At 46.9% G+C, this 25883-nt stretch carries 25 protein-coding genes and 1 riboswitch; of the genes, 19 read left to right on the forward strand and 6 right to left on the reverse strand.

The genetic code is table 11. The features are described from left to right. From AB5026_RS12865 to AB5026_RS12885, 5 genes are all read right to left on the reverse strand, one after another. On the reverse strand, window positions 1-334 hold a 334-nt coding region (locus AB5026_RS12865), incomplete at its 3' end, for a hypothetical protein (protein WP_368213439.1). Then, a complete protein-coding gene (locus tag AB5026_RS12870; protein ID WP_022426851.1) occupies window positions 331-825 on the reverse strand; it encodes a DUF4860 domain-containing protein in 495 nt (164 codons plus the stop codon). The genes AB5026_RS12870 and AB5026_RS12865, both read right to left, overlap by 4 nt. Continuing rightward, entirely contained in the window at window positions 822-1178 is a 357-nt protein-coding gene (locus AB5026_RS12875) for a hypothetical protein (RefSeq protein ID WP_059086728.1), read from the reverse strand. The genes AB5026_RS12870 and AB5026_RS12875 overlap by 4 nt, the downstream gene beginning before the upstream one ends. A gap of 12 nt (window positions 1179-1190) precedes the next feature. After that, window positions 1191-2234 (reverse strand): type II secretion system F family protein, encoded by a 1044-nt coding sequence (locus AB5026_RS12880; protein WP_059086729.1) that lies wholly within the window; start codon window positions 2232-2234, stop codon window positions 1191-1193. A gap of 21 nt (window positions 2235-2255) precedes the next feature. After that, the gene (locus AB5026_RS12885) at window positions 2256-3173 is read right to left on the reverse strand and encodes a transglutaminase family protein (protein WP_059086730.1); all 918 of its coding nucleotides are present in this window, start codon (window positions 3171-3173) and stop codon (window positions 2256-2258) included. A 129-nt stretch (window positions 3174-3302) separates the two neighbouring features. Further along, window positions 3303-3390: riboswitch (cyclic di-GMP riboswitch) on the forward strand. A gap of 160 nt (window positions 3391-3550) precedes the next feature. Here AB5026_RS12885 and AB5026_RS12890 point away from each other — a divergent pair. From AB5026_RS12890 to AB5026_RS12975, 18 genes are all read left to right on the forward strand, one after another. After that, window positions 3551-4546 carry a hypothetical protein gene (locus AB5026_RS12890; RefSeq protein ID WP_235812401.1) on the forward strand — a complete coding sequence of 332 codons (996 nt, stop codon included), beginning with the start codon at window positions 3551-3553 and terminating at the stop codon, window positions 4544-4546. Between the two features lie 250 nt (window positions 4547-4796). Further along, window positions 4797-6317 carry a transcription termination factor Rho gene (gene rho / locus AB5026_RS12895; RefSeq protein ID WP_021652109.1) on the forward strand — a complete coding sequence of 507 codons (1521 nt, stop codon included), beginning with the start codon at window positions 4797-4799 and terminating at the stop codon, window positions 6315-6317. Between the two features lie 105 nt (window positions 6318-6422). Beyond that, window positions 6423-6626 (forward strand): 50S ribosomal protein L31, encoded by a 204-nt coding sequence (rpmE, locus tag AB5026_RS12900; RefSeq protein WP_015526151.1) that lies wholly within the window; start codon window positions 6423-6425, stop codon window positions 6624-6626. 92 nt (window positions 6627-6718) lie between these two features. Then, entirely contained in the window at window positions 6719-7717 is a 999-nt protein-coding gene (locus tag AB5026_RS12905; protein WP_368213443.1) for a DUF1385 domain-containing protein, read from the forward strand. After that, window positions 7704-8591 (forward strand): peptide chain release factor N(5)-glutamine methyltransferase, encoded by an 888-nt coding sequence (gene prmC / locus AB5026_RS12910; protein WP_022426857.1) that lies wholly within the window; start codon window positions 7704-7706, stop codon window positions 8589-8591. The genes AB5026_RS12905 and prmC overlap by 14 nt, the downstream gene beginning before the upstream one ends. Continuing rightward, entirely contained in the window at window positions 8584-9660 is a 1077-nt protein-coding gene (prfA, locus tag AB5026_RS12915) for a peptide chain release factor 1 (protein WP_015526148.1), read from the forward strand. The genes prmC and prfA overlap by 8 nt, the downstream gene beginning before the upstream one ends. A gap of 56 nt (window positions 9661-9716) precedes the next feature. After that, the gene (locus AB5026_RS12920; protein ID WP_022426858.1) at window positions 9717-10634 is read left to right on the forward strand and encodes a sugar phosphate nucleotidyltransferase; all 918 of its coding nucleotides are present in this window, start codon (window positions 9717-9719) and stop codon (window positions 10632-10634) included. Between the two features lie 14 nt (window positions 10635-10648). Beyond that, window positions 10649-11995, forward strand: coding sequence for a phosphoglucosamine mutase (gene glmM, locus AB5026_RS12925; RefSeq protein WP_022426859.1), 1347 nt, complete (start codon window positions 10649-10651; stop codon window positions 11993-11995). Window positions 11996-12003: 8 nt separating this feature from the next. Continuing rightward, complete coding sequence (locus tag AB5026_RS12930; protein WP_022426860.1) at window positions 12004-13062, forward strand: lipopolysaccharide assembly protein LapB; 1059 nt, start codon at window positions 12004-12006, stop codon at window positions 13060-13062. A gap of 1 nt (window position 13063) precedes the next feature. Beyond that, complete coding sequence (hflX, locus tag AB5026_RS12935; RefSeq protein ID WP_022426861.1) at window positions 13064-14299, forward strand: GTPase HflX; 1236 nt, start codon at window positions 13064-13066, stop codon at window positions 14297-14299. A gap of 214 nt (window positions 14300-14513) precedes the next feature. Continuing rightward, window positions 14514-16886 (forward strand): ribonucleoside triphosphate reductase, encoded by a 2373-nt coding sequence (locus AB5026_RS12940; protein WP_118608152.1) that lies wholly within the window; start codon window positions 14514-14516, stop codon window positions 16884-16886. 334 nt (window positions 16887-17220) lie between these two features. Next, window positions 17221-17661 carry an ACT domain-containing protein gene (locus tag AB5026_RS12945; protein WP_015526141.1) on the forward strand — a complete coding sequence of 147 codons (441 nt, stop codon included), beginning with the start codon at window positions 17221-17223 and terminating at the stop codon, window positions 17659-17661. A 27-nt stretch (window positions 17662-17688) separates the two neighbouring features. After that, window positions 17689-18360, forward strand: coding sequence for a response regulator transcription factor (locus AB5026_RS12950; protein ID WP_368213446.1), 672 nt, complete (start codon window positions 17689-17691; stop codon window positions 18358-18360). Window positions 18361-18367: 7 nt separating this feature from the next. After that, entirely contained in the window at window positions 18368-19426 is a 1059-nt protein-coding gene (locus tag AB5026_RS12955) for a HAMP domain-containing sensor histidine kinase (protein ID WP_114002100.1), read from the forward strand. A gap of 186 nt (window positions 19427-19612) precedes the next feature. Next, the gene (locus tag AB5026_RS12960; RefSeq protein WP_015526139.1) at window positions 19613-20380 is read left to right on the forward strand and encodes an ABC transporter ATP-binding protein; all 768 of its coding nucleotides are present in this window, start codon (window positions 19613-19615) and stop codon (window positions 20378-20380) included. After that, window positions 20373-22394: an ABC transporter permease gene (locus tag AB5026_RS12965; RefSeq protein ID WP_114002101.1), complete on the forward strand. Its 2022-nt coding sequence runs from the start codon at window positions 20373-20375 to the stop codon at window positions 22392-22394. The genes AB5026_RS12960 and AB5026_RS12965 overlap by 8 nt, the downstream gene beginning before the upstream one ends. A gap of 264 nt (window positions 22395-22658) precedes the next feature. Further along, window positions 22659-23378, forward strand: a complete 720-nt coding sequence (locus tag AB5026_RS12970; protein WP_118368818.1) for an AzlC family ABC transporter permease — start codon at window positions 22659-22661, stop codon at window positions 23376-23378. Continuing rightward, complete coding sequence (locus AB5026_RS12975) at window positions 23368-23682, forward strand: AzlD domain-containing protein (RefSeq protein WP_015526135.1); 315 nt, start codon at window positions 23368-23370, stop codon at window positions 23680-23682. Before AB5026_RS12970 ends, AB5026_RS12975 begins: the two co-directional genes overlap by 11 nt. A 63-nt stretch (window positions 23683-23745) precedes the next feature. On the opposite strand, the gene dapF is transcribed toward AB5026_RS12975, so the two are convergent. Then, window positions 23746-24600 carry a diaminopimelate epimerase gene (gene dapF / locus AB5026_RS12980; RefSeq protein ID WP_044961559.1) on the reverse strand — a complete coding sequence of 285 codons (855 nt, stop codon included), beginning with the start codon at window positions 24598-24600 and terminating at the stop codon, window positions 23746-23748. Between the two features lie 496 nt (window positions 24601-25096). On the opposite strand from dapF, the gene AB5026_RS12985 reads away from it, so the two are divergent. Then, window positions 25097-25873 carry a transporter substrate-binding domain-containing protein gene (locus AB5026_RS12985; protein ID WP_015526132.1) on the forward strand — a complete coding sequence of 259 codons (777 nt, stop codon included), beginning with the start codon at window positions 25097-25099 and terminating at the stop codon, window positions 25871-25873. The last annotated feature ends 10 nt before the right edge of the window (window positions 25874-25883 follow it).

A 25883-nucleotide genomic window follows, 5' to 3' on the forward strand; every position in this document is an offset into this window, starting at 1 on the left:
TATCTGTTTCCAGGATCATTTCACAGGCGGCTTCTCCAGAAGAGCAGCTCTGCCAGTTACGGTCATAATACCAGATCAGGTTGGTGTTCTTTTTGATACCCCCCGGAAGCAGGGAGAGGAACTGTTCATCGGTTCCGTCAGTGCCTTCCAGTATCTCGCCCACGGAGGTTGTGAGAGCCTGGATCTGGTTCCACTGTTCTGCCTGGAGCCGGTTTTTCCGTGCTGCCGCGAAGATCTGGATGCAGGCAGCTGAGGAAAGTGACAGAAACAAAAGGGCAAGGATCATTTCCATCAGAAAAAGGCTGGTACCGGAATTATGTCTTGATTCTTTCATGATGCCTCCTTTTTGCCAGTGCGATGAAGCAGGAATTCCGAGCAGACTCCCGTGGTACTTTCCAGGGAAAAGTGGTAAAAACCATTTTCCATTTCCGAAAACCGGAAATCGGAAAGCTGTGAGATGACGGTTCCTGCATCGGAACTGGCCTGAGAGCCTTTTGCAGTGAAAAGCTCCATCAGACTGTCATTCTTCAGGTAAATATACGTGATATATTCTTTTCCTTTGATATCATCCCGGAAACAAAGGGCAGGAATATCATCCAGGGAACCGGAAAAGATCTCATCGCCGCGGTCGTGCTGCCGGAATTTGGTAGTCAGATAAGTTGCTGCGGTCCCAAGCTCGGAATCGGAGTCAGTCTGTTTCACAGTCTGCTGGTAAATCCGGGCGGAAAATAGCAGCATCAGTATAAGGAACAGAACAAAAACACCAAAAAGAAGAAGCGAAAAAAGAGAAGAAACGGAATGTCCGGTGTTCTTCCGGTGATTCATGAGGCATTCCCTCCTTTCGTACTGCCGGACAGAGCGATCACGCTGATAGACGGCAGGAGATTGGAACCGTTAGGAACATACTCTACTACGAATTTGGTTTTGTCATAAGTGATATGATAATCCAAGAGAAGCTGGGACAGGCTTTCGGGATATGTGCCTGTGAGGGCATAGGTGCGGATGGCACCGTTTTTCAGTGCCTGTTCCAGAGCATCCTGTTCTTTGTGTACGGCCTGATCGGAGGTGCTGCTGACACCTGCCACAAACAAGGTGCAGGATAAAACCAGAAGCAGCGCCGGAAAGAGAAGAAAAAATGCTCTGAGAAATTTTGTTCTGCGGCTTTCAAAAAGTTCCATGCGGTCACCACCTTACATTGCAAAATCTGAGAGGATCCCCAGAAGCGGCATCATGACGGATAAAAGGACCAGCCCCACAAGAAGAGACAGCAGGATCACGATGGTAGGCTCCACAATGGAGACTGCCTGTGAGATCAGATCTATGGATCTTTCGGTGTACTGCCGGGAAAGCCTGCGGAAGGTTTCGTCACTGGAACCGGAATAGAAGGATATCGTGATGAGACGGCCTTCCATGCCGCCGAACAGACCGGATTCTGTAAGAGCCCTGGAAAAAGTTTCTCCGCTATCCAGGATAGAGGAAGCCTTCCGGAGTCTTTCGAGTATCACCGGCTGTGAGATCAGATCCTTTGTAAGCTCCAGGCTGGTTTCAGGGGAAAGTCCGCTCCGAAGCCCCAGGGAAAGGCCCTGGGCCAGACGACTGTAATCCATGGCAACCGGGATCTCACGGAAAAACGGGAGATGGATGACCATTTTTCGCAGCAGGCTGTGGCCTTTTTCCGTAAGACTGAAAAACAGGATGCAGCCAATGAGGGCTGCGGCGAGGATCAGAAAAACAGAGGAATACCGGCTGATCACGTTACCTGCATTCAGAAGTCCCCGGGAAACCCCGTTCATTTCCATTCCCATCTGGTTAAATACCTGTTGAAATACTGGCAGGACTTTTATCAGAAGGACCAGGATCACAACAGCCATCATGCCAAGCATGAGCAGCGGGTAAGTGACTGCAGACCGTATCTGTCCTGAGATTTCTTCCTCCTGTTCATAGTGGGAACTGAGACTTTCCATGATCTCATCCAGGCAGCCGGTTTCCTCACCGGTCCGGACATAGGCGGTCATGGATGTGGGAAAGATCCCGGATTCGTCAAGAGCCCGGGAAAGAGAACCGTTTTCTTCCACGGAACGGATCAGGGGTGTGAGGATCTGCCGGTCTGCATCGGTCTTGCTTTCGTCACAGAGGATGTGAAGTCCTTCCGCTGTGGATATGCCGGAATGCAGAAGCATTCCCATCTGCCCGCAGAAACTGGATAATTCCCGGGCTGTCAGTTTGTTTTTCATAATAAGGTCTCCTTTAGTTGGTCAGCGCGTGAACTGTACCGTATAATTGCTTTCATCACCGATATATTCCTGGATCGCTTCATCACCATCACTGTTGGCGTCAAAGGTGGGATCCATCAGCTTCCAGGTGTCGCCGTCAAAAGATACTGCCTTTGTCACCCAGCCTCTGCCACGGATATAAACATCGATCCATGCATGCTTTACATCACCGGAATAGCCGATCTGAAGCTTGCAGGGAATGTCCTGGCTGCGGAGCATTGCAGTAGTCAGTGCAGCGTAATCAAAACAGATCCCCGTGCCGGTGCTTAACGTATCATCTACATCAGGAAGATAACCGGCTTCGACAGAATCAGCTTTGTCATAATCGTAGGAAATATGACTGGTAACATATGTATAGAAGGTTTTCAGGATGTCGATATCGGTCATGTCTTCTTTGACAAGAGAGGCTGCCAGTTTGCAGGCTTCACTTTTGGAAGAAAAGTCCACGTACTGGTTTGGATATAGAAACGGAAGAAATTCATTCTGAAGCTTTATTGTGAGCGTTTCCGTGTAAAGGGCGGCATACTGGTTTCCATCAACCTGCTGATAGCAGGTGATGAGATACTCACCGGAGCCTTCGGAAAAAGGAAGTACCGTCTGTTCATCAGGTTCCAGAAAATAGGAATAGACCACACCGGAGGGAGCAGTAAGCTGAATGTTCATGCGGGAATCATCGGAATCGGATTCTGCAGTCAGATATCCCTGATCCTGATTGGAAATATCCAGGATCAGAGGGGAACTGCCCAGTGTTTTTTTGCCGGGGGCCTCCGGGGTGAGGACTCTGGCCGGAGAATATACCGGAGGTTCTTCATCGGAGGAAGGAGAATTTCCACAGCCTGCCAGCAGGATTCCGAAAAGCAGCCATACAAAAAAGAGACGGACTGGTAAAAATTTTGACATTGTTTCCGTTCTCCTGTTATATCATGCTTTCTTTTTGAACAGTATAGCAGATTCCGTGAAAAAAAGACAGGAGCAGGGCTCAAAATGCAGTGGAAAATGTTGACATTTCAGGGAAAAAAACATATACTCTATATATAAAGGCAAACCTGTTGAAAGACAGGGACGCAAAGCCATGGGTCTAAGGTCCGAAGGATGACTATGACAGCCGGTTGCCGCATTAAATTCCGATTTAATGACGTATTCAGATAACATCTATGAACAAGAATCTGTGTGTTAATGCGGCCGTTTATTTCGTTAGAATAAGCGGCTTTTTTGATGCCTAAAATCCGGTTTAGGTTGGAAACTGAAACGTCGGCTTTCAGAAAGGTGTGAATGATATGAAAAGAACAGATATCCGTAAAATTTTTACAGGCAGGAAAAAAGCTTTAGCAGGATGCCTTGCAGCTGTTATTGTACTGGCAGGTGGCTTTAATGTCTGGCAGTCGTCACAGGTTCCGGAATTTCCGGATTTTACAGATCCGGTAGTGGAGACTACCATCACAGAGGACGACACTCCACTTGCTTCAAAACCGAAGGTGACTACCAAAACGACTTCAAATACCAAGACAACCAGAAAAAAAGTTAGGCTGAAAAAAGCGGCGACCAAGACTTATACCAAGAAGCTTCCGACTACCAATAAGAAGAGTACGACCACAAAGAAAACAAACAGAAATACAACCGTAAAAACATTAAAGACAGTTAAGACTGCAACAACACAGAAATACACAAAGAAATCAAAAACAGCCGTTCAGACACGGAAAGTAACTACAACCATTCAGACGACCACAACAGTCATGGCGGCTTCAGCTACTGCCGGCAAAGCGAATGCAGCTTCCACAAAAAAAGTAGAAAGCATCAACATGGACAGCAAATATTCAGTAAGCAATATTGCTTCCATTGCACCGAAGATGGACAGCAGGGTGCTCAAAGCCTACAAGAAGCTTGGATTTACTGTAACGATCGATCCGTCTGTTAACTACGGAGGCTGCTTTAACGCACATTCAAGAAGCATCATCCTTCGTTTTGAGAATGAGACAATCTACCATGAGCTGGGACATTTCCTTGCTTTTGTTGCGGGAAACGTAGACAGAACAAGTGATTTTGCCGCAGTTTATAACAGCGAAAAATCCAAATTTACAGGTATTAACAGAAGCTATGCAACGCAGAACAGTTCAGAATATTTTGCAGAATCAGTGCTTGAGTATGTAACAAGTCCGTCAACACTTAAGAGACAGAGACCAAAAACGTATGCAGCGATTGTGGCGGCTCTGAATAAAATTACTGATGAACGTATCCAGAGGGTCATGGATATATACGGACCGTTCTGGAGCTAAAAAAGAAGCATACAGGAACGTTGGATCTGTCCGGGAAGAGATCTCCCGGGCAGATTTTTTTCTTTTTTGTGAGAAAAGTATAAAAAAAATGTCGATAAATATTTCTTGCAATAGACTCTATAAGGTGTGTATAATGAAACATAAGCTGAAAACATGCTTTCATTCAAAAAAGTGCAGCCATGTCAGGTTGTATCTGATTCCATAAACAACAAATATATAATTTATCAGATTTAAGAATAGAGGATTTAATATGAGAGAAAAGTATGAATCATTATCTCTGGCGGTGCTGAAGGATCTGGCAAAGGCGAGAGGGATGAAGGGAATTTCTACTCTGAGAAAACCGGCACTGATTGAGCGGATGCTGGAGGAGGACGCCAAAGAGTCTGACAGAGGAAATCCCGAAGAAGTACACAAAAGTACACCGGCAGAAAATACTGTAAAAGAAAAAAGCTATGATTCGGAAAAAACAGAATATCGTACCCGTCCGGCAGGGGAAGGACTTCAGGAGCAGCGGAAGGAATATCGTAGTGATAAGAATGAGCAGGAACACAGAAGCACAAATATCCGCAGAGAGTACAACCGTGAATATAACCGGGAAGCTACAAGGGAGAACGGGAATGTCCCGTCAGAATCCACCCAGCTGGACAGTGGTGAAAAGGCTAACGGGATCCTGGAGGTCCTTCCGGATGGATATGGCTTTATCCGATGTGAGAATTATATGCCGGGTGAGAACGACATTTATGTTTCTCCTTCCCAGATCCGCCGCTTTAATTTAAAGACAGGTGATATCATCCAGGGAAATATTCGTATCAAGACCCAGGGAGAGAAGTTCAGTGCCCTTCTCTACGTATCTTCCATTAACGGTTTCCATCCGAGTGAGGGACAGAGACGGTATAATTTTGAAGATATGACACCGATCTTTCCGAATGAGAGACTTGTCATGGAGCGTGCAGGCGGTACAACGGCCATGCGTATCGTGGATCTGATCAGTCCTATAGGAAAGGGCCAGCGAGGAATGATCGTATCTCCGCCAAAGGCAGGTAAGACAACCCTTCTGAAAGATGTTGCCAAGTCTATCCTCAGGAATAACAGAGATATGCATCTGATCATTCTTCTGATCGATGAGCGCCCTGAGGAGGTTACCGATATCAGAGAGGCGATCCAGGGACCGAATGTGGAAGTGATCTATTCTACATTTGATGAGCTTCCGGAACATCATAAGAGAGTTTCCGAGATGGTTGTGGAGCGTGCGCGCCGTCTTGTAGAGCATAAACAGGATGTGATCATTCTTCTGGATTCGATCACACGACTTGCCAGAGCCTATAATCTGATCATCCCGCCAAGCGGAAGAACCTTATCCGGTGGTCTTGACCCGGCGGCTCTCCATATGCCCAAAAGATTTTTTGGCGCAGCCCGTAATATGCGCGAGGGCGGAAGCCTGACGATTCTGGCAACCGCACTTGTGGATACCGGAAGCAAGATGGACGATGTTATTTATGAGGAGTTCAAGGGAACCGGTAATATGGAGCTTGTCCTGGATCGTAAATTACAGGAGAAACGGGTATTCCCGGCCATTGATATCCAGAAATCCGGAACCAGAAGAGAGGATCTGCTTCTCAGCAAGGATGAACAGGAAGCGGTTTATATTATGCGAAAAGCTCTCAACGGAATGAAAGCGGATGAGGCAGTAGAACAGATCCTGAATACCTTTGCCAGAACCAGGAACAATGCAGAACTGGTACAGACTGTAAAGAAACAGAAATTTTTATAAAGTCCTTGCATTTTAGGGAAAGCTATGTTATACTTAGCAAGCTGTTTAAAATGGAATTCGTCAATTGAATACGAATAATATTAAATATATAGAGAGGTGAAAATCATGAGAGAAGGAATCCATCCGAACTACTATCAGGCAACTGTAACCTGCAACTGCGGAAACACTTTCGTAACAGGTTCTACTAAAGAGGACATCCATGTTGAGATCTGTTCCAAATGCCATCCGTTCTACACAGGACAGCAGAAGGCTACACAGGCTCGTGGACGTATCGATAAGTTCAACAAGAAATACGGCCTGAATAAGTAATTATTGCGAATACAGGAAATGAGAAGGTTGAGGTTGGGAAATCTCAACCTTTCTTTAACTGAAAAATTTTAAATTTGCACAGGAGAGAATGAATGAGATCATCGAATATCGGCGGACAGGCGGTCATGGAAGGCATCATGATGCGCCACAAGGACAAATATTCTATCGCAGTGCGCCGCCCGGACCAGGAGATCGAGCTGAAGGTAGAGGATTATAAATGTATCTTCGGAAATCACGCATTTCTGAAGAAACCGATCATCCGTGGTGTGGTAAGCTTTGTGGATTCTCTTGTGGTAGGCACGAAATGCCTGATGTATTCTGCGGAGATCGCAGGAGACGAGGAAGATGAGGAAACAGTCAGGAAGAATGAGCAGCTTACAGAAGAAGAGCGTTCTGCAAAGAAAGCCAAAGAGGATAAGCAGTTCAAGTGGCTTCTTTACATTACGGTAGCTATCTCCATGGTGGTTTCTGTGGCTGCTTTTATGTTTCTTCCGTATGTACTGGCTAGTCTGATCCGAGGGGTAGGTGCTTCGGAATTTCTGGTCACCATAGTGGAAGCCTTTGTGAAGCTGGCACTGTTTATGGGATATATGTTCCTGATCTCCAGAATGAAGGATATCCAGAGGACATTTATGTATCACGGCGCGGAGCACAAATGTATCAACTGTGTGGAGCATGGTCTGCCTCTGACGGTAGAGAATGTGTTAAAGAGCTCCAGGTTTCATAAGCGCTGTGGAACAAGCTTTCTGTTTCTGGTCATGCTGGTAAGTATTGTGCTGCACTTTGTGTTTGTGGCGGTGCCGTTTTACTGGGTGAGACTGCTGGGAAGACTTCTCATGGTACCGGTAGTTGCGGGGATTTCCTTTGAGATCATCCAGTGGGCAGGAAGAACAGACAGTAAATTTGCGGACATTATGAGTAAACCAGGTCTTGCCATGCAGAAATTCACCACAAAGGAGCCTGCTGCAGATATGGCAGAGGTAGCCATTAAAGCAGTTGAGGCTGTTTTTGATTGGAGAGCTTATCTGAAAGAGGAATTTGACCTGGACATCCCATATGAGACAGAGGAGACAGAAAATGCAGACTCTTGAGTCCCTTCTGAAAAAAGGTACAACAATACTGAAAGATAACGGATTGGAAGAAGCCGGGCTGGATGCCTGGCTCCTTCTGGAATTTAAGACCGGAAAGAATCGGGCATATTATTTTGCGCATGGAGATGAACCGGTGTCTGATGAGACCGCAGCAGAGTATCTTACGCTGATCGACAGGCGGGCAGGACATATTCCTGTACAGCAGCTGACTCATCAGGCTTTTTTTATGGGCTATGAGTTTTATGTAAACGAAAACGTGCTGATTCCTAGACAGGATACGGAGACTCTGGTGGAAGAGGCATTGAAACACCTTGGGGATGTGGAAAAACCGGAGATCCTGGATATGTGTACCGGCTCCGGCTGCATCCTGCTCAGCCTTCTTCTGGAACGGCAGGATGCCTGTGGGACCGGTGTGGATGTTTCACCGGAAGCACTGGAAGTGGCAAAAAAGAATGCAGGTATTCTAAAGGTGGAGAACCGGGCGGATTTTGTGGAAAGCGACCTGTTCTCGGCACCGTATTTTTGTGAAAAAGGTGGAAAAGATAGTGGGAAATATGATATCCTTATTTCAAACCCGCCTTATATCGCAACAGAAGAAATTGAAACACTGATGGAAGAAGTCCGCCTTCATGATCCGAGGAAGGCCCTTGACGGAATGGAAGACGGGCTTTATTTTTACAGAAAGATCACAGCAGAGGCCGGAAGGTACCTGAAACCAGGCGGATGGCTTCTGTATGAAATCGGCTGCACCCAGGGTGAGGCAGTCAGTACAATGATGAAAGCAGCCGGGTTTACCGGGGTTCAGATCGTAAAGGATCTGCCGGGCCTTGACCGTGTGGTGCTTGGACAGAAACAGGAGGAAATACATGTTTGATAAACTGGATGATCTGCTGGTACGTTTTGAAGAGCTTCTCAATGAGCTGGGAGAACCGGGAGTAACCGACGATCCGGCACATTTTCAGAAGCTGATGAAGGAGCAGAGCGACCTGCAGCCAATCGTTGACGCATATAAAGAATATAAGAAAAATAAGGAAACCATCGAGGACAGTCTTTCCATGCTGGAGAGCGAGAAGGACGAAGAGATGCGTGAAATGCTGAAGGAAGAGCTTTCCGATGCAAAAAAGAGAGTGGAGGAGCTGGAGCATGAGCTGAAGATCCTTCTTCTTCCGAAGGACCCTAACGACAGCAAGAACGTTATCGTTGAGATCCGTGGAGGTGCAGGCGGTGATGAGGCAGCACTTTTTGCAGCAGAGATTTATCGTATGTATGTGAAATACGCGGAGTCCCGCCGCTGGAAAACCGAGATGCTCAGCCTCAATGAGAACGGCATCGGCGGCTTCAAGGAAGTTACCTTCATGATCAAGGGTGAGGGTGCATATTCCAGACTGAAATACGAAAGCGGTGTTCACCGTGTACAGCGAGTACCGGAGACAGAGTCCGGCGGAAGGATCCATACCTCTACCTGTACGGTAGCGATCATGCCGGAGGCGGAAGAAATTGATTTCCATCTGGATCTCAATGAGTGTAAATTCGATGTGTTCCGTGCATCCGGAAACGGTGGTCAGTGTGTCAACACCACAGACTCCGCAGTACGTCTTACTCATATCCCTACAGGAATTGTGATTTCCTGCCAGGATGAGAAGTCTCAGCTTAAGAACAAGGATAAAGCACTTCGTGTGCTCCGTTCCCGTCTGTATGAGATGGAGCTTGCCAAGCAGCATGACGCTGAGGCAGAGGCAAGGAGAAGCCAGATCGGTACAGGTGACCGCTCCGAGAAGATCCGTACCTATAACTTCCCTCAGGGACGTGTAACAGACCACAGGATCAAGCTTACCCTTCATCGTCTTGAAAATATCCTTAACGGAGATCTGGATGAGATCATTGATAGTCTGATCGCAGCAGACCAGGCAGTAAAGCTGACAAAGCTGAATGAACAGGAGTAAGCGCTGATTACAGCTACAGAGTTCAAAAAATTATAATAAATCAGGAGGAAACGAAAATGAAAAAGACAGCATTGGTGATCATGGCAGCCGGTATCGGCAGCCGTTTTGGAAAAGGAATCAAGCAGCTTGCACCGGTAGGCCCGAAGGGCGAGATCATTATGGACTATTCCATCCATGATGCACTGGAGGCAGGATTCAACAAGGTCGTATTTATCATCCGCAAAGACCTTGAAGATGAATTCAAAAAAGTGATCGGAGACCGTATCTCCAACATTACAGAAGTTGCTTATGCATTCCAGGAGATCGACGATCTTCCGGGCAATTTTACAAAACCGGCGGACCGTACCAAGCCATGGGGAACCGGACACGCTGTACTGGCAGCAAAGAAAGTCCTTTCCGAGCCATTCGCTGTGATCAATGCAGATGACTACTACGGAAAAGAAGCCTACGTAAAGGTGCATGACTACCTGGTACAGGATCATCCGCAGGATGGCCCGATGCACATCTGCATGGCAGGTTTCCGCCTTGGAAATACATTAAGTGACAACGGAAGCGTCACAAGAGGAGTGTGCCATATTGAGGACGGCAAGCTTGTGGGCGTTACAGAGACACATAACATCTTCAAGACAGCAGACGGCGCAGAGACAAGAAATGACGATGGTACAGCAGAAGCACTGGATACAAAGAGCCTTGTTTCCATGAATATGTGGGGACTGACACCGGAATTTATGGAGATCCTTGAGAAAGGCTTCGTTGAGTTCCTTGGCGGGATCAAAGAGGGAGACATCAAAAAAGAGTATCTTCTTCCTGAGCTTATCGACCAGCTGATCCATTCCGGAAAAGCAGCGGTAGATGTTCTTGAGACAAAGGACGAGTGGTTCGGTGTTACCTATCAGGAGGATAAGGCATCTGTACAGGCTGCATTCAAAAAACTTACAGATGACGGCGTTTATCCGGAAGGACTGTATCAGTAATAAAGGAGAACATTATGGGTAAATATTTCGGAACAGATGGTTTTCGTGGTGAAGCAAATGTAAAACTTACAGCAGATCATGCATTTCGTGTGGGACGTTATCTCGGCTGGTATTACGGCAGAGATCACAAGGCGAAGATCGTGATCGGCAAGGATACAAGAAGAAGCAGTTACATGTTTGAGTATGCCCTTGCGGCAGGACTTACCGCATCCGGAGCAGATGCCTATCTGCTTCATGTAACCACAACTCCAAGTGTATCCTATGTGGTACGTACAGAAGATTTTGACTGCGGTATCATGATTTCCGCAAGCCATAATCCGTTTAATGATAATGGGATCAAGGTCCTTAATGAGAACGGACAGAAGATTTCCGCAGATATTGAAGCACGTATCGAGGCATATCTGGACGGCGAGATCGAGGAGCTTCCGCTGGCAACCGGAGAAGATATCGGCTGTACTGTGGATTTTGCATCAGGAAGAAACCGTTATATCGGACATCTGATCTCTATCCCATGCCATGATTTCAAAAATATCAAGGTTGGGCTGGATTGCTCCAACGGAAGCTCATCCGCCATTGCCAAGAGCGTTTTTGACGCACTTCGTGCAAAAACCTATGTGATCAACAATGAGCCAAACGGAACCAACATCAACCGTGGCTGCGGTTCCACACACATTGAAGTTCTGAGACAGTTCGTGGTAGATAAAGGTCTGGATATCGGTTTTGCATATGATGGTGACGCAGACCGCTGTATCGCCGTAGACCACCGCGGAAACATCATTGACGGTGATAAGATCATGTATGTGTGCGGCAAATATTTAAGAGAGAAAGGCCAGCTCAACGGAAATACAGTTGTAACCACCGTTATGTCCAATCTTGGTCTTTACAAGTCTCTGGAGCGTGAAGGCATCGACTATGAGCAGACTGCAGTTGGTGACAAATACGTTGCCGAGAACATGATGGAAAACAATTACAGTATCGGTGGTGAACAGTCCGGACATATCATCTTTAGCCGCTATTCCGCTACCGGTGACGGGATCCTGACTTCTCTTATGATCATGGAGGCATGTGTGGATCAGAAGGCCACACTCTGCGACCTTGCAAAGGAGATGAAGGTTTATCCGCAGCTTCTCCGGAATGTGCGTGTTTCCGACAAGAAAACAGCACTGGAGAACGAAAAGGTAAAAACAGCCATTGAGGCAGCCGCAGAGGCACTTGGCGATGACGGACGTATCCTGGTACGTGAGAGTGGTACAGAGCCGCTGATCCGTGTTATGGTAGAAGCGGGAACGGATGATCTCTGCCATAAATATGTAGATAGTGTTGTTGATGTGATGGAAGCCGAAGGGCTTGTTGTAGAATAAGGAATTCCATGAAAAAAACAAAGACCGTATTGATTCTTGCAGCCGTTACAGGAGCCTTGCTTCTGGGCGGCTGTGGCAGTGAAAAAACAAAAATATATGAACAGGCCGGAAAGGATCTTTCCCAGGGAAGCTACAAGTATGCCCTGGAGGAGTACCAGAGCTCTATCCAGAACGGAGTGAAGTTGGCACAGTCCTATCGCGGGGCAGGTATCGCAAGCCTGCGTCTTGGCAAATATGAGGATGCGGTGAATAGCTTCACGGAAGCTCTGAACTGCGATAAAGTAAGCAAAAGCCTTCGTAAGGATATCCTGTCCTACCGGGCTACTGCAGAGCTGAAGTCTGGAAAATACGAGGATGCCATGGCAGACTGCCAGACACTTGGAGAAGATTTTTCCATGGATGCAGGCAGTTATTTTCTCACCGGAAAGGTTGCCCTTGCCATGGATTCCTACGAAGAAGCCGCATCTAACTTCAAACAGGCCTATGGAGAAGATTCCACCTATGATATGGCGATCGAGATCTATGAGGCATATCTGGACAAGGATATGGAAGCGGACGGAACCAGATATCTGGAAGCTGCTCTTTCTTCTGAGGCCAAGGATGCCCAGGACCACTGTGACAGAGGCCGTGTCTACTACTATATGGAAGACTACAGCAACGCAAAAAAAGAGCTTCTGGAAGCAACCAAGAAGGATAATACGGAAGCATTGCTTCTTCTGGGAATGGTATATCTGGCCCAGGATGATGTGGAAAATGCCCAGGCAATGTACAAGCAGTATATTTCCGCAGTGGGTGATTCCGCCAAGGGCTATAATGGTCTGGCACTGTGCGATATCCGAAGCGGAGATTATGATTCTGCTCTTGATAACATCACAAAAGGCCTTCCGACAGCTACCACAGACGAGATGCAGAGTCTTCTGTTCAATGAGATCGTAGCCTATGAAAAAAAGCTGGATTTTGCTACTGCACTGACCAAGGTCCAGGAATATATTGAGATGTTCCCTGAAGATTCCGCTGCAAAAAAAGAGCGGGCTTTCCTGAAAACCAGAACGTCTTCGGAGGGCTGATATGGAATATTTTGAGGAAATACAGGACAGGGTTATCCTGATCGGTGTCCAGGCAGATCGGGGGGATGACATGGAGGAATCCCTGGATGAGCTTGGAGAACTTGCGGCTACGGCAGGTGCGGCGGTTGCAGGCAGGATCATTCAGAATCGTGAGGCCGTACATCCGGGCACCTATATCGGAAAAGGCAAGATCGAAGAGGTAAAAGGTCTTCTCTATGCCTTGGATGCCAATGGTGTGATCTGTGACGATGAGCTTTCTCCTGCCCAGATGAATAATCTGGAGCGGGAGCTGGAGTGCAAGGTTATGGATCGTACCCTGCTGATCCTTGACATTTTTGCGAAGCGTGCCGTCACAAGTGAAGGCAAGATCCAGGTAGAACTTGCACAGCTTCGTTACAGGTCTGCACGTCTTGTGGGACTACGTTCTTCTCTTTCGCGACTTGGAGGAGGAATCGGAACCAGAGGCCCTGGTGAGAAAAAGCTGGAGACAGACCGTCGTCTGATCCGGAACAGGATATCCGCACTGAAGCAGGAGCTTTCCCAGGTAGAAAAGCACAGAGAGCTGATCCGTTCCAGAAGAGCTGTGGGAAATCTGAAGACAGCAGCCATTGTTGGCTATACCAATGCAGGAAAGTCAACGCTTCTGAATACACTGACAGGCGCTTCGGTGCTTTCGGAGGATAAGCTGTTTGCCACACTGGATCCGACTACCCGTCTTCTGACACTGGATGACGGACAGCAGCTTCTTCTTACGGATACCGTAGGCTTTATCCGCAAGCTTCCCCACAATCTGGTGGAAGCCTTCAAGAGTACCCTGGAGGAAGCTAAATATGCGGATTATATCATTCATGTGGTAGATGCATCCAATCCTCAGGCGGAGATGCAGATGCATATCGTATATGAAACCTTGAAAGAGCTTGGTGCCCTTGGAAAAAAGACGATCACACTTTTTAACAAGCAGGACCGTGTTTCCGGGGAGAGCTTTCGGGATCTCCGGGCAGACCATACGCTGAAGATTTCCGCACGGACAGGAGAGGGGCTTGAGGAATTTAAGCAGCTTCTTTCTGAGATACTGGCAGAAGGACAGATTTATATGGAACGGCTTTTTCCTTATTCGGAGGCCGGTCAGATCCAGCTGATCCGTGAGTATGGACAGCTTCTTTCGGAAGAGTATACCGAAGGCGGGATTGCTGTAAAAGCAAGAGTTCCGCGGGAAATCTATCCGAAAGTCACATAATGTTAAAATATCTACTCAGTACCATATATAGTACCGTGAACAAAACGGGCACTATATATGGTGCTTTTTGTGTTGACGCAAAGAGGCGTGTCTGATACAATAAGCCTACAGCGCTTTGAACACAGATCGTGAAACGGAGTGTGTTCGTAAGCAGGCAAGTGAGGCGGAATGGAATATCCGCTTATAAATAAATGCATGAGGGAGGCATTTTCTTATGTTTCAGGTAGTAAAAAGAGACGGTGAATTAGACGAATTTAAAATGGGGAAGATCACCGCGGCAATTGATAAGGCATTTGATGCCAAAGGTAAGAATTACAGTTCGGATATGATCGATCTTCTGGGACTTCGTGTTACAGCGGATTTTCAGAATAAGATCGAGAACAACCGGATTTCTGTTGAGGATATCCAGGACAGTGTGGAGAACGTACTGATCCAGGCCGGATATTCTGATGTTGCCAAGGCGTATATCCTTTATCGTAAGCAGCGTGAGAAGATCCGCAATATGAAATCCACCATCCTTGACTATAAAGAAATCGTAAACAGCTATGTAAAGGTTGAGGACTGGCGTGTAAAGGAGAACTCAACGGTTACTTATTCTGTAGGAGGTCTGATCTTAAGCAACTCCGGAGCAGTTACCGCAAACTACTGGCTGTCTGAGATCTACGACAACGAGATCGCAGATGCACACAGAAATGCAGATATCCATATCCATGATTTGTCCATGCTGACCGGTTACTGTGCAGGCTGGTCCCTGAAGCAGCTGATCCGAGAGGGACTTGGTGGTATTGAGGGTAAGATCACTTCTGCACCTGCAAAGCATTTAAGTGTACTCTGCAACCAGATGGTGAATTTCCTGGGTATCATGCAGAACGAGTGGGCGGGCGCACAGGCATTTTCATCCTTTGATACTTATCTGGCACCTTTTGTAAAGGCAGACAACCTTTCCTATCCGGAGGTTAAGAAATGCATTGAGTCCTTTGTATATGGCGTAAATACTCCAAGCCGCTGGGGCACTCAGGCACCATTTTCCAACATTACACTGGACTGGACCGTTCCAGACGACCTTGCAGAGCTTCCGGCTATCGTAGGCGGCAAGGACATGGATTTCAAATACAAAGACTGTAAGAAAGAAATGGATATGGTCAATAAGGCATTTATCGAGACCATGATCGAGGGAGATGCCAACGGACGTGGATTCCAGTATCCGATCCCGACCTATTCCATCACAAAGGAATTCGACTGGTCTGATACCGAGAACAACCGTCTTCTCTTTGAGATGACTTCCAAGTACGGTACTCCGTATTTTTCCAATTATATCAACAGTGATATGAAGCCAAGCGACATCCGCAGCATGTGCTGCCGCCTCCGTCTGGATCTCCGTGAGCTCCGCAAAAAGAGTGGTGGATTCTTTGGCTCCGGTGAGAGCACAGGCTCTGTAGGCGTTGTTACCATCAATATGCCGCGTATCGCATACCTTTCCAGAACGCCGAAGGAATTTTATCAGCGCCTGGACCACATGATGGATATCTCCGCAAGATCTCTTCATATCAAGAGAGATGTGATCAGCAGGCTTCTGGATGAGGGACTGTATCCGTACACGAAGAGATATCTTGGAAGCTTTGACAATCATTTTTCCACCATCGGTCTTGTGGGAATGAACGAAGCGGGCTTAAATGCCTGCTGGCTGAAAAAAGACATGACAGATCCGGAAACCCAGAAGTTTACAAAAGAGGTTCTGGAGCATATGAGAAGCCGTCTTTCAGACTATCAGGAGCAGTATCCGGGAGAGCTTTTCAATCTGGAGGCAACACCGGCAGAGTCCACTGCATACCGTCTTGCCAAACACGACAGAAGCCGTTATCCGGATATCAAAACAGCGGGAAAAGAGGGCGACACTCCGTATTACACAAACAGCTCTCATCTGCCGGTTGATTACACTGCGGATATTTTTGACGCACTGGATATTCAGGACGATCTGCAGACTCTGTATACTTCAGGAACCGTATTCCATGCATTCCTTGGGGAGAAGCTTCCGGACTGGAAGGCAGCGGCAGCGTTGGTACGTAAGATCGCAGAGAATTATCGCCTGCCCTATTACACCATCTCACCGACCTATTCCGTATGTCAGGAGCATGGCTACATCAGCGGCGAGCATTTCACCTGCCCGAAATGTGGAAAGAAGGCTGAGGTTTACAGCCGTATCACAGGATATTACCGTCCTGTACAGAACTGGAACGATGGTAAGACCCAGGAGTACAAGAACCGTACCCTCTATGATATTACCCATTCCCAGCTGAAAAAGGTCCATACCAGTGTGATGACCATGAAGGGTGACGAGGTGGAGATCCAGCCTGTGGAATCTCATAAATATCTTTTTACGACTAGCACTTGTCCGAACTGCCGTATGGCAAAGAAAATGCTGGAAGGCGAAGAGCTGGAGATTATCGATGCTGAGCAGAATCCCGAGCTTGTCAAGCAGTATGGGATCCGTCAGGCGCCTACACTTGTCATTACTGACGGGGCGAAGGTTAGGAAGTATGTGAATGCTTCTAATATACAGAAGTATGTAGACGAAGAGTTGGATTGAGTTTTTTGTCAAAATAACTGTAAGTAAAAAATGGATGGCTGGACGCATGTCTGTTGGATGTGTGTCTGGCCTTTTTTATATTGGGAATTTTATGTTATGATATTTTATGTTTGAGATTTGGGGCCTGGAAAAGATGGTTGACATTTCATGTCGAGATGGGTATACTTATACCTGAATTTAATGATTAAAAGCGTTACGCTTTAACGTATGAATGTATACGCGAAACGCTCCAGCCCGGAAGGACCCCGCTGGGGAAGGGATTCACTTCCACCAAATTTCATGCTAAAATAAAAAAAGAAAATAAAAAAGAATAACAGAAAAGAGGAAAATTATTATGGTAAAACAGAACATCGTCTTCGTAGAAAACACTCCAGGCAGTCTTCAGAAAGTTACAAAGATTCTTGCAGAGAATCAGATCGATATCTACGGTTTCGGCTGCTTTGACGCACCGGAGTTTGCAAACTTCCGTATGGTATGCGACAATCCGGAAAGAGCAGATGAGATCATGGCTGAGCATGGATACATGACTCGTATCACACAGGCTATCCTGGTAGACCTTCAGGATGAGATCGGTGGGTTAGACAAGCTTCTTAGTGTCATGGGCGACAGCAACGTAAACCTTCATTACATCTACACCTTCTTCCACAGAGGCCTGAAAGTTCCGGTAGCGATCATGCACTGTGAGGATCTTCTGGTTGCAGAGAGTGTTCTCCGTAACAATGGATTCCAGGTTCTGAACCGCCTGGTAGATCCGGATGGAGAAGCAGAGGCGTAATCAATCGCATAAAAGGGACAAACAGGAATGAAGTATCGTATTTTTATTGTAGAAGATGACGAAACAATCGCGAATCTTCTGAAAAAGCATCTCAGTTCCTGGGGATATGACGTTTTTCTGGCTGAGGATTTTTCCAATATACTGCAGGAATTTGCGGGGAAAGATCCTCAGCTTGTTCTTCTGGATCTGAAACTTCCATTTTATAATGGCTTTCACTGGTGTGAGGAAATCCGAAAGGTTTCCCAGGTGCCGGTGATCTTCATCTCCTCCGCAGCGGATAACATGAACATGGTCATGGCCATGAGCCGTGGAGCCGATGACTTTATTGCCAAGCCTTTTGATATGGACGTACTGGTGGCCAAGATCCAGGCAATCCTCCGCAGAACCTATTCCTTCGGAAACCCGGGAAATGTCCTGGAACATAAAGGCGCGGTTCTCAATCTTTCCAGAGCGACACTGACCTGGAACGGGGAGGAGACGGAACTGACCAGAAATGAACTGCGTATCCTGGAACTGCTTTTTTCCCAGGCAGGGAAACCGGTATCCAGAGATGTCATTATGACAAAACTGTGGGAAAGTGACAGCTTTGTGGATGACAACACCCTGACCGTAAACATTACACGCCTTCGCAAAAAACTGGAGGCGGCAGGCCTTGTGGATTTTATCATCACGCGAAAAGGTCTTGGATATATGGTGTGAGGTTTTTATGGAATCATTTCGAGCATATTTAAAACAGACAAAAATTTTTTTCATCGCCTGTGTTTTTATGGCGGCTGTGTCGACAGCAGTGATCTGCCTGTACCAGCTTCCCCTGGAGGCGGCGGTCTATCTGGCAGTTCTGTGGCTGGGAGCAGGAGCTGCCGTTTTTTTATACGGTTATGCCTGTTACAGACAGAAGGTGCAGAACTTAATCCTGGTGGAAAAAGCTCCGGAGATTAATCTGGACCGGCTGGGCGAGACCACCGATGAGGTGGAGCTTCTTTACAGGGATATCATCCGGAAACTGGACGGCATGCGGATGGGTGCGGAGACAGAACGGCAGCGTTCTCTGGAAGAAATGACCGATTACTACACTATGTGGGCACATCAGATCAAGACGCCGATCTTTGCTCTACGCCTGCTGCTTCGGGAGGAGCCGGAGGAGAACCGGGAGTCCCTGGCACAGCTTTTTCGCATTGAACAGTATGTGGAGATGGTGCTGGGCTACCTTCGCACGGAGGACATGTCCGCCGATCTGAAGCTGACCCGATGCTCGCTGGATCGGATCATCCGGGAGCAGATCCATAAATACGCAGGGATCTTTGTGTCAAAAAAGCTTTCGTTATCATATGAGGGGACAGATGCGATCGTTCTTACCGATGAAAAATGGCTTGGTTTTGTCATTGGACAGATTCTTTCCAATGCGTTGAAATATACAAGAACGGGCGGCATTGAAATCTGGCTGGAGGATGAGCGTGGAAACAGGGTATCTGAGAATCCAAATTTGAAGCAGAATACGGCCCCGGGGATTTGTAATACGGCCCCGGCAACTCTGGTCATCGCAGACTCCGGCATCGGAATCCAGCCGGAGGATCTTCCGCGCATCTTCGAAAAAGGCTACACAGGCGTCAATGGACGGGAGGACAACCGTGCTACCGGGATCGGTCTGTATTTAAGCCGGAAGATCCTGAGAAAACTGGGTCACGAGATCACTGTGGATTCCCAGGTGGATAAAGGCACGGAAGTTCGGATGAGCCTGTGGAAAAAAGATCTGGAGATGTATTAACCTTACACAAATGTAAGCTTCCTCCGTAAAATGTAAGCCACTTCGATGGCAGCCGCCGGAGAATTTTCTTATACTGAAACCATAACATAGCGTTTCGGGTAATTCTTACATCAGGTTCGATCGCTTTAGAACATGATGCATGACTCCCTGGATCGCTGTAAATACAGATAAGAAAGGAATTAGCGTATGGCATTACTGGAAGTAACAAATGTAAAAAAGATATACAGCACCCGCTTCGGCGGAAATAAAGTGCAGGCACTTTTCAATGTGACATTTTCGGTGGAAGAAGGAGAATATGTGGCGATCATGGGAGAGTCCGGTTCCGGAAAAACAACACTTCTGAATATTCTGGCAGCCCTGGACCGCCCCACATCCGGCGAAGTGCTTCTGGAAGGAAAAAGCATTACTCACCTGACAGAAAAAGAAATTTCCGCATTCCGTCGGAAGAACTTAGGCTTCGTGTTCCAGGATTTCAATCTTCTGGACACCTTCAGCCTCCGGGACAATATTTATCTTCCTCTCGTGCTGGCAGGGGAAGATTATCAGGAGATGGAGCAGAAGATCCGTCCCATTGCAAAAGCCCTTCACATCAACCAGCTTCTGGAAAAATTCCCCTACGAGGTTTCCGGCGGACAGAAGCAGAGAGCAGCAGTTGCAAGGGCACTGATCACAGATCCGAAGCTGATCCTTGCGGACGAACCGACCGGAGCCCTGGATTCCCGTGCAGCCTCCGATCTTCTTTCCATGTTCAATGAGGTAAATCGGGAAGGCCAGACCATTCTCATGGTAACTCACAGCGCGCAGGCCGCCAGCCACGCATCCAGAGTACTTTTTATCAAGGATGGCGAAGTGTTCCACCAGATCTACCGTGGCACAAAAACAAGACAGGAAATGTACCAGATGATTGCAGATACCCTGACGATCCTTACGACAGGCGGTGAGACCTATGCGTAAAGGAATGTTTGGAAAACTGGCAGTGCAGAACATCCGGAATAACCGGAGCACCTATGTTCCCTATATGCTTACCTGCATTTTCTGCATTGCCATGATGTATATGATGGAATTTCTGCGGGACTGTCCCACATTGGAGAAAGCAGTGCCCCAGGCAGCAGAAGTGAGGATGATCGTAGGAACCGGTGAAGTGGTTGTTGGAATTTTCTGCGTTATCTTTCTGATCTACAGCAACAGTTTTCTCATGAAACACAGACAGAAAGAAATCGGGCTTTACAACATTCTGGGACTGGAAAAAGGCCATATCGGAAAAGTGATGTTTCTGGAAACAATCATGACTTCGCTGCTTTCTCTGACGGCAGGGATCGGGATTGGCATCCTTGGAAGCAAGCTCTCCCTGCTTTTGCTTTTCCGTTTTCTTCATGTTCCGGCAGTGCTGGGATTTTATGTTTCCATTACAGGAATCCTGTTTTGCATCGCAGGATTTGGAGGGATTTTTCTTGTTATTCTGGCACTGAATCTTACCAGAGTAAGGATGAATAACCCCATAGAACTTCTGAGAGGCGGAAACACAGGAGAGAAGGAGCCCCGGGCAAAATGGCTCATGGCACTTCTGGGGATGATTTCTCTTGGAGTGGGATATTATCTGGCAGTAACCACGGAATCCCCAATCCAGGCAATTTTCATTTTTCTTCTGGCAGTGATTCTGGTTATGGCAGGAACGTATCTTCTTTTTACCGCAGGAAGCATTGTAATCCTGAAACTTTTGCGAAAGAACAAAAAGTTCTACTATAAAACCGGCAACTTTATCAGTGTCTCCGGCATGATCTATCGTATGAAACAAAATGCGGCAGGCCTGGCCAGCATCTGTATTTTAAGTACAGGAGTGCTCCTGCTTCTTTCTATGACTGTGTCGCTGTATTTTGGAATGGGTGACATCATGGTGAACCGGTATCCTTTTGATACGGATGCCAGGATTTCGGGCATCAGCCAGGAACAGAGTGAACAGATTCAGAAAGTTTTTGCACAGGCAATCAAAAATGATCAGGTGCCGGCAGAAAAAACAGTGGACGAAACTTATCTCGAGATCGGCTGCAGGCAGGAAAAAAACGGTATTATGATCGGACAGGCTTACAGTTACTCAGAAGATGGAAAATCCGTAGATCTGTATACGATCCGTCAGTCTGAGTATGAGAAACTTACCGGTGAAAAAACAGATCTTCACGACGGCGAGATCTTTGCCTGGTATCCGTCTGAAAAGGAAAAAGACATATTAAAAATTGATGACCGGGATTTTGCAGTAAAAAAATGGCTGGAAAAAGCACCTTTAAGTGCCATGAACAATCTGGTATCCAATATGGCGGCAATTGTTGTGACGGATTCCGATTTCGAGTATATTGACGGGCTTCGGACAAAGATGTATGAAGGTCTTGATGCCTACGAGGCTGGAAAAGATCTCACAGTTCATTTGGGTGTAGATATCCGTGGCAGCGGGGAGGAAAAGATCCGGTATGGCCAGGCTGTTTATCAGGCACTGAAAGATTACTGCAGAAGCGGTGGCTTTTCAGAGAATACCATCGTGATCGGTGGTGTCCGCCAGAGTGAGTACGAAACGTATTATGTAGATAATGGAACGATCCTGTTTATTGGAATTTTTTTGGGAGCACTGTTCCTTATGGGAACGGCGATGATCATTTACTACAAACAGATCTCAGAGGGCTACGAAGATCAGGGAAGGTTCCAGATCATGCAGAAAGTAGGTATGAGCCGCAGAGAGGTGAAAGGAGCTATCCGCAGACAGATCCTTCTGGTATTTTTTATCCCGCTTGTGATGGCAATGGTGCATATTTCCATGGCATTTCCGCTGATCCGCCGGCTCCTGCTGCTGTTCGGAATGGCCAATACAAAATTGTACGTGGGCTGCACTGCGGGAACGGTTCTGGCCTTTGCGCTGGTCTATGGACTGATCTACTCCATGACAGCCAGATCTTACTATAAAATAGTGGAAAAAGCATAAAATCGGTGAAAAAGCACAGCTGTGTTTGCTGTGAAGTATTGAAGTTTTGATATGGCAATGCTACAATAAAGGGGCGTGTCAGGAAACAGAAAAGTTTCCGGGCACGCTCTTATTTACATGTACAACGAACTATAGCGATGCACTAATTTATTGGATCGCTGTAAGACGAGACGCTGGTGATCGCTGCACAGATCGGAGAAGCCTGCAAAGGTGCTTTTCATAGTTGCGTTTTATAACAGAATGTACATACAATGGAGGAAATCGATGAAAAGAGAAAGTTTCAGAAAAGGTATGAAGGATGGAGTTCCCATCGCTCTTGGATATTTTGCGGTATCCTTTACCTTTGGCATGATGGCTGTTGCCGGCGGCTTGAGTATCTGGCAGGCAGTTCTGATCTCCCTGACCAACCTGACATCAGCCGGTCAGTTTGCGGGACTGGACATTATTTTTGCGGGAGGCTCCATGTGGGAGATGGCAATGACCCAGCTGATCATCAACCTGAGATACTGCCTGATGTCATTTTCCTTGTCCCAGAAATTCCGGCGTGAGGAGTCCGGCATCCTGAAATACATCGCTGCTTTTGGTATCACCGATGAAATTTTCGGGATCAGTGCGGCTCAGGAGGGAAAGGTCAGTGTATTTTATAATTACGGAGCCATGTGCGTGGCAATTCCCGGATGGACTCTTGGAACTCTGGCAGGAGGAATCTCCGGAAGCCTTTTGCCGGATTTTATGCTCAGTGCGTTGAGCGTTGCCATTTACGGAATGTTCCTGGCCATCATCATCCCGCCGTCCAAAAAGAGCAGACCGGTTCTTGGGGTTGTTGCGGCATCCATGGCAGTCAGCACTGTTTTTGCGGTGACACCGGTGTTAAAACAGGTATCATCCGGATTTATGATCATTATCACAACACTTCTGGTAGCAGGCCTGGCGGCTTATTTCTGCCCGCTGGAAGAGAAAGGGGAAGCCGTTCATGAGTCATAATGTATATCTCTATATCCTGGTGATGGCAATTGTCACCTATCTCATCCGTATGCTGCCCCTTGCTCTTGCAAAAAACGAGATCAGAAGCCCGTTTATCAAGTCCTTTCTGTATTATGTGCCATATGCCTGTCTGGCAGCCATGACCTTCCCGGCCATCCTGAAGGCCACAGACAGCATCATCTCCGGTGCAGCAGGTTTCCTGGTAGCACTTATTGCTGCATATAAGGAAAAAAGCCTGATCACAGTAGCCCTGCTGGCATGTGCGGCGGTGTTTATCGTGGAGAGGGTTCTGGTATTTATTTGAAGAGGGGATATGCGGAAATATAATACGCAGGAGGGAGCTTCGAAAAGCTCCCTCCTTTTTCATTTATTCACCTAAAAATCCAAGATCGATCTCTCCGTCAAACACCGTAGTTGCAGGTCCTGTCATATATACAAGGTTTTCATCTCTTTCCCAGGAGATGTTTAAGTCTCCGCCAAGAAGCTGTACAGTAACCGGTTTGCTGCCGTCAACCTTGTCATTGAGGATGGAAGCTACCGTAACTGCGCAGGCGCCTGTGCCGCAGGCAAGGGTTTCTCCGGAGCCACGCTCCCATACACGCATCTTTACGGTGTGGCGGTCGATCACCTGAACAAATTCAGTGTTGACTCTGTCCGGGAAGCATACGTGATTTTCAAAGGACGGGCCGATCTTTTCCAGGTCAAGGCTGTCCACATCGTCTACGTAGATGATGGCATGAGGATTACCCATGGAAACTGCGGTCATGTGATATTCTTTTCCGTCGACGGTGATGGGAGCGTCGATCACCTGCTCGGTTTCGGCAACCACCGGGATCTCTTTTGCAGTGAGGATCGGGGAGCCCATGTTGACTTTTACCATGGAGGCCTTGCCGTCGCGGATGGTAAGATCCACATATTTGATACCGCTTCTTGTGGCGATGCTTAAAGAAGTTTTGTCCACAATGCCGTGGTCATAGACATATTTGGCAACGCAGCGGATACCGTTTCCGCACATGGCACCCTGAGAGCCGTCCAGATTGTACATATCCATCTCGCAGTCTGCAATCTCAGACGGGCGGATCAGGATCAGACCATCGGAACCAATGCCAAAATGACGGTCGCTGACAAATTTTGCCACTGCGGCCGGATCCTTAACAGTTTCCTCAAAACAGTTTACATATACATAATCGTTTCCAATGCCGTGCATTTTCGTGAATTTCATAATAGTAGCCTCCTCTTGTTTCTGAATATTATACTTGTTTTTTCTGTTGGAGCACAAGCCCCCATGGAAAAAACACGCAGGTTTTTTCCATTTGTTGCCTTTAATAGTATAGTATATTGGACAATTGTTATTGAAAAGTGAATTTTCCCTGTGAAATTCCCATAAATTACAGGTGGATTTTCGGATTTATGGGTTTTATATGCTTGCATTTTGTCAGAAACATGGTATCATAAAACAAAGTAATATGCATGGAGATGTATAATTATGCTGTACATTACGGATTGTGCTGTTACTGTTCACTGGTAATATTCCGCGAGGTGTTTTTTGTGACCACAGGTCACAGAAAACCCGAGAATCTCGGCGCGAAATCATGCAAAAGCATGATTTCTGTGCATCGCGGAGCGTGTTGCTGGTCACGAAGTGAACAGTAACATTGGACTGACAGAAGCAGAGAGACAGTTAACGTAAAGTACATAGAATTCAGGAGGAAGAAAAAATGAAGAGAAAATTTATGGCACTTGCACTTGCAGCAGCTATGACAGTTTCTATGACATCCGCTGTTTTTGCAGCAGATGAGATCAAGAGCGCAGATGATCTGGAGGGGAAGAAGATCGGTGTTCAGCTTGGAACAACCGGTGATGCAGACGCTACAGAGGTTAAAGACGCAACAGTAGAGAGATACAACAAAGGTAATGACGCTGTTATGGCTCTGAAACAGGGTAAGATTGACTGCGTAGTGATCGACAGCGAGCCTGCCAAGAAATTTGTTGAGAAAAACGATGATCTTGAGATCGTTGAGGATATTTTTGATAAAGAGGAGTATGCAATCTGTCTTTCCAAAGATAATGCAGACCTTACCAAAGAGTTCAATGAAGCGCTGAAGGAGCTGAAGGATGACGGAACTCTGGATTCCATCAGAGATAACTACATCGGTGATGATGCAGGTAAGACACCGTATGAGACTCCTAAGGATGCAGATCACTCCAAGGGAACTCTTACCATGGCAACAAACGCAACCTTCCAGCCATACGAATACTATGACGGAGATAAGATCGTAGGTATTGATGTTGATATCGCTCAGGCTGTCTGCGACAAGCTTGGATATGAGCTGAAGGTCGAGGATATGGAGTTTGATGCGATCGTAAATTCTGTTAAATCCGGAAAAGCTGATTTCGGTGCTGCAGGAATGACAGTAACAGAGGATCGTAAAAAGAGCGTTGATTTCACTGATCCGTACACAACTGCAGAGCAGGTTGTTATTGTAAAGAAATAATTTTGCACAG

Origin of the sequence: Blautia sp. RTP21359st1_E11_RTP21359_211015, from assembly GCF_040910705.1 — a bacterium.
In the GTDB taxonomy this organism is placed as follows: Bacteria; Bacillota; Clostridia; order Lachnospirales; family Lachnospiraceae; genus Blautia_A; species Blautia_A fusiformis.

Bases quoted from the DNA above. Each gene is read 5' to 3' on its own strand.
- AB5026_RS12875 (WP_059086728.1), bottom strand. From the start codon at position 1,178: ATGGAACTTTTTGAAAGCCGCAGAACAAAATTTCTCAGAGCATTTTTT.
- AB5026_RS12975 (WP_015526135.1), top strand. From the start codon at position 23,368: ATGAGTCATAATGTATATCTCTATATCCTGGTGATGGCAATTGTCACC.
- AB5026_RS12940 (WP_118608152.1), top strand. From the start codon at position 14,514: ATGTTTCAGGTAGTAAAAAGAGACGGTGAATTAGACGAATTTAAAATG.
- AB5026_RS12970 (WP_118368818.1), top strand. From the start codon at position 22,659: ATGAAAAGAGAAAGTTTCAGAAAAGGTATGAAGGATGGAGTTCCCATC.
- rpmE (WP_015526151.1), top strand. From the start codon at position 6,423: ATGAGAGAAGGAATCCATCCGAACTACTATCAGGCAACTGTAACCTGC.
- AB5026_RS12885 (WP_059086730.1), bottom strand. From the start codon at position 3,173: ATGTCAAAATTTTTACCAGTCCGTCTCTTTTTTGTATGGCTGCTTTTC.
- AB5026_RS12920 (WP_022426858.1), top strand. From the start codon at position 9,717: ATGAAAAAGACAGCATTGGTGATCATGGCAGCCGGTATCGGCAGCCGT.
- glmM (WP_022426859.1), top strand. From the start codon at position 10,649: ATGGGTAAATATTTCGGAACAGATGGTTTTCGTGGTGAAGCAAATGTA.
- prfA (WP_015526148.1), top strand. From the start codon at position 8,584: ATGTTTGATAAACTGGATGATCTGCTGGTACGTTTTGAAGAGCTTCTC.
- hflX (WP_022426861.1), top strand. From the start codon at position 13,064: ATGGAATATTTTGAGGAAATACAGGACAGGGTTATCCTGATCGGTGTC.
- rho (WP_021652109.1), top strand. From the start codon at position 4,797: ATGAGAGAAAAGTATGAATCATTATCTCTGGCGGTGCTGAAGGATCTG.
- AB5026_RS12960 (WP_015526139.1), top strand. From the start codon at position 19,613: ATGGCATTACTGGAAGTAACAAATGTAAAAAAGATATACAGCACCCGC.
- AB5026_RS12950 (WP_368213446.1), top strand. From the start codon at position 17,689: ATGAAGTATCGTATTTTTATTGTAGAAGATGACGAAACAATCGCGAAT.
- AB5026_RS12890 (WP_235812401.1), top strand. From the start codon at position 3,551: ATGAAAAGAACAGATATCCGTAAAATTTTTACAGGCAGGAAAAAAGCT.
- prmC (WP_022426857.1), top strand. From the start codon at position 7,704: ATGCAGACTCTTGAGTCCCTTCTGAAAAAAGGTACAACAATACTGAAA.
- AB5026_RS12870 (WP_022426851.1), bottom strand. From the start codon at position 825: ATGAATCACCGGAAGAACACCGGACATTCCGTTTCTTCTCTTTTTTCG.
- AB5026_RS12945 (WP_015526141.1), top strand. From the start codon at position 17,221: ATGGTAAAACAGAACATCGTCTTCGTAGAAAACACTCCAGGCAGTCTT.
- AB5026_RS12880 (WP_059086729.1), bottom strand. From the start codon at position 2,234: ATGAAAAACAAACTGACAGCCCGGGAATTATCCAGTTTCTGCGGGCAG.
- AB5026_RS12930 (WP_022426860.1), top strand. From the start codon at position 12,004: ATGAAAAAAACAAAGACCGTATTGATTCTTGCAGCCGTTACAGGAGCC.
- AB5026_RS12965 (WP_114002101.1), top strand. From the start codon at position 20,373: ATGCGTAAAGGAATGTTTGGAAAACTGGCAGTGCAGAACATCCGGAAT.
- AB5026_RS12905 (WP_368213443.1), top strand. From the start codon at position 6,719: ATGAGATCATCGAATATCGGCGGACAGGCGGTCATGGAAGGCATCATG.
- AB5026_RS12985 (WP_015526132.1), top strand. From the start codon at position 25,097: ATGAAGAGAAAATTTATGGCACTTGCACTTGCAGCAGCTATGACAGTT.
- dapF (WP_044961559.1), bottom strand. From the start codon at position 24,600: ATGAAATTCACGAAAATGCACGGCATTGGAAACGATTATGTATATGTA.
- AB5026_RS12955 (WP_114002100.1), top strand. From the start codon at position 18,368: ATGGAATCATTTCGAGCATATTTAAAACAGACAAAAATTTTTTTCATC.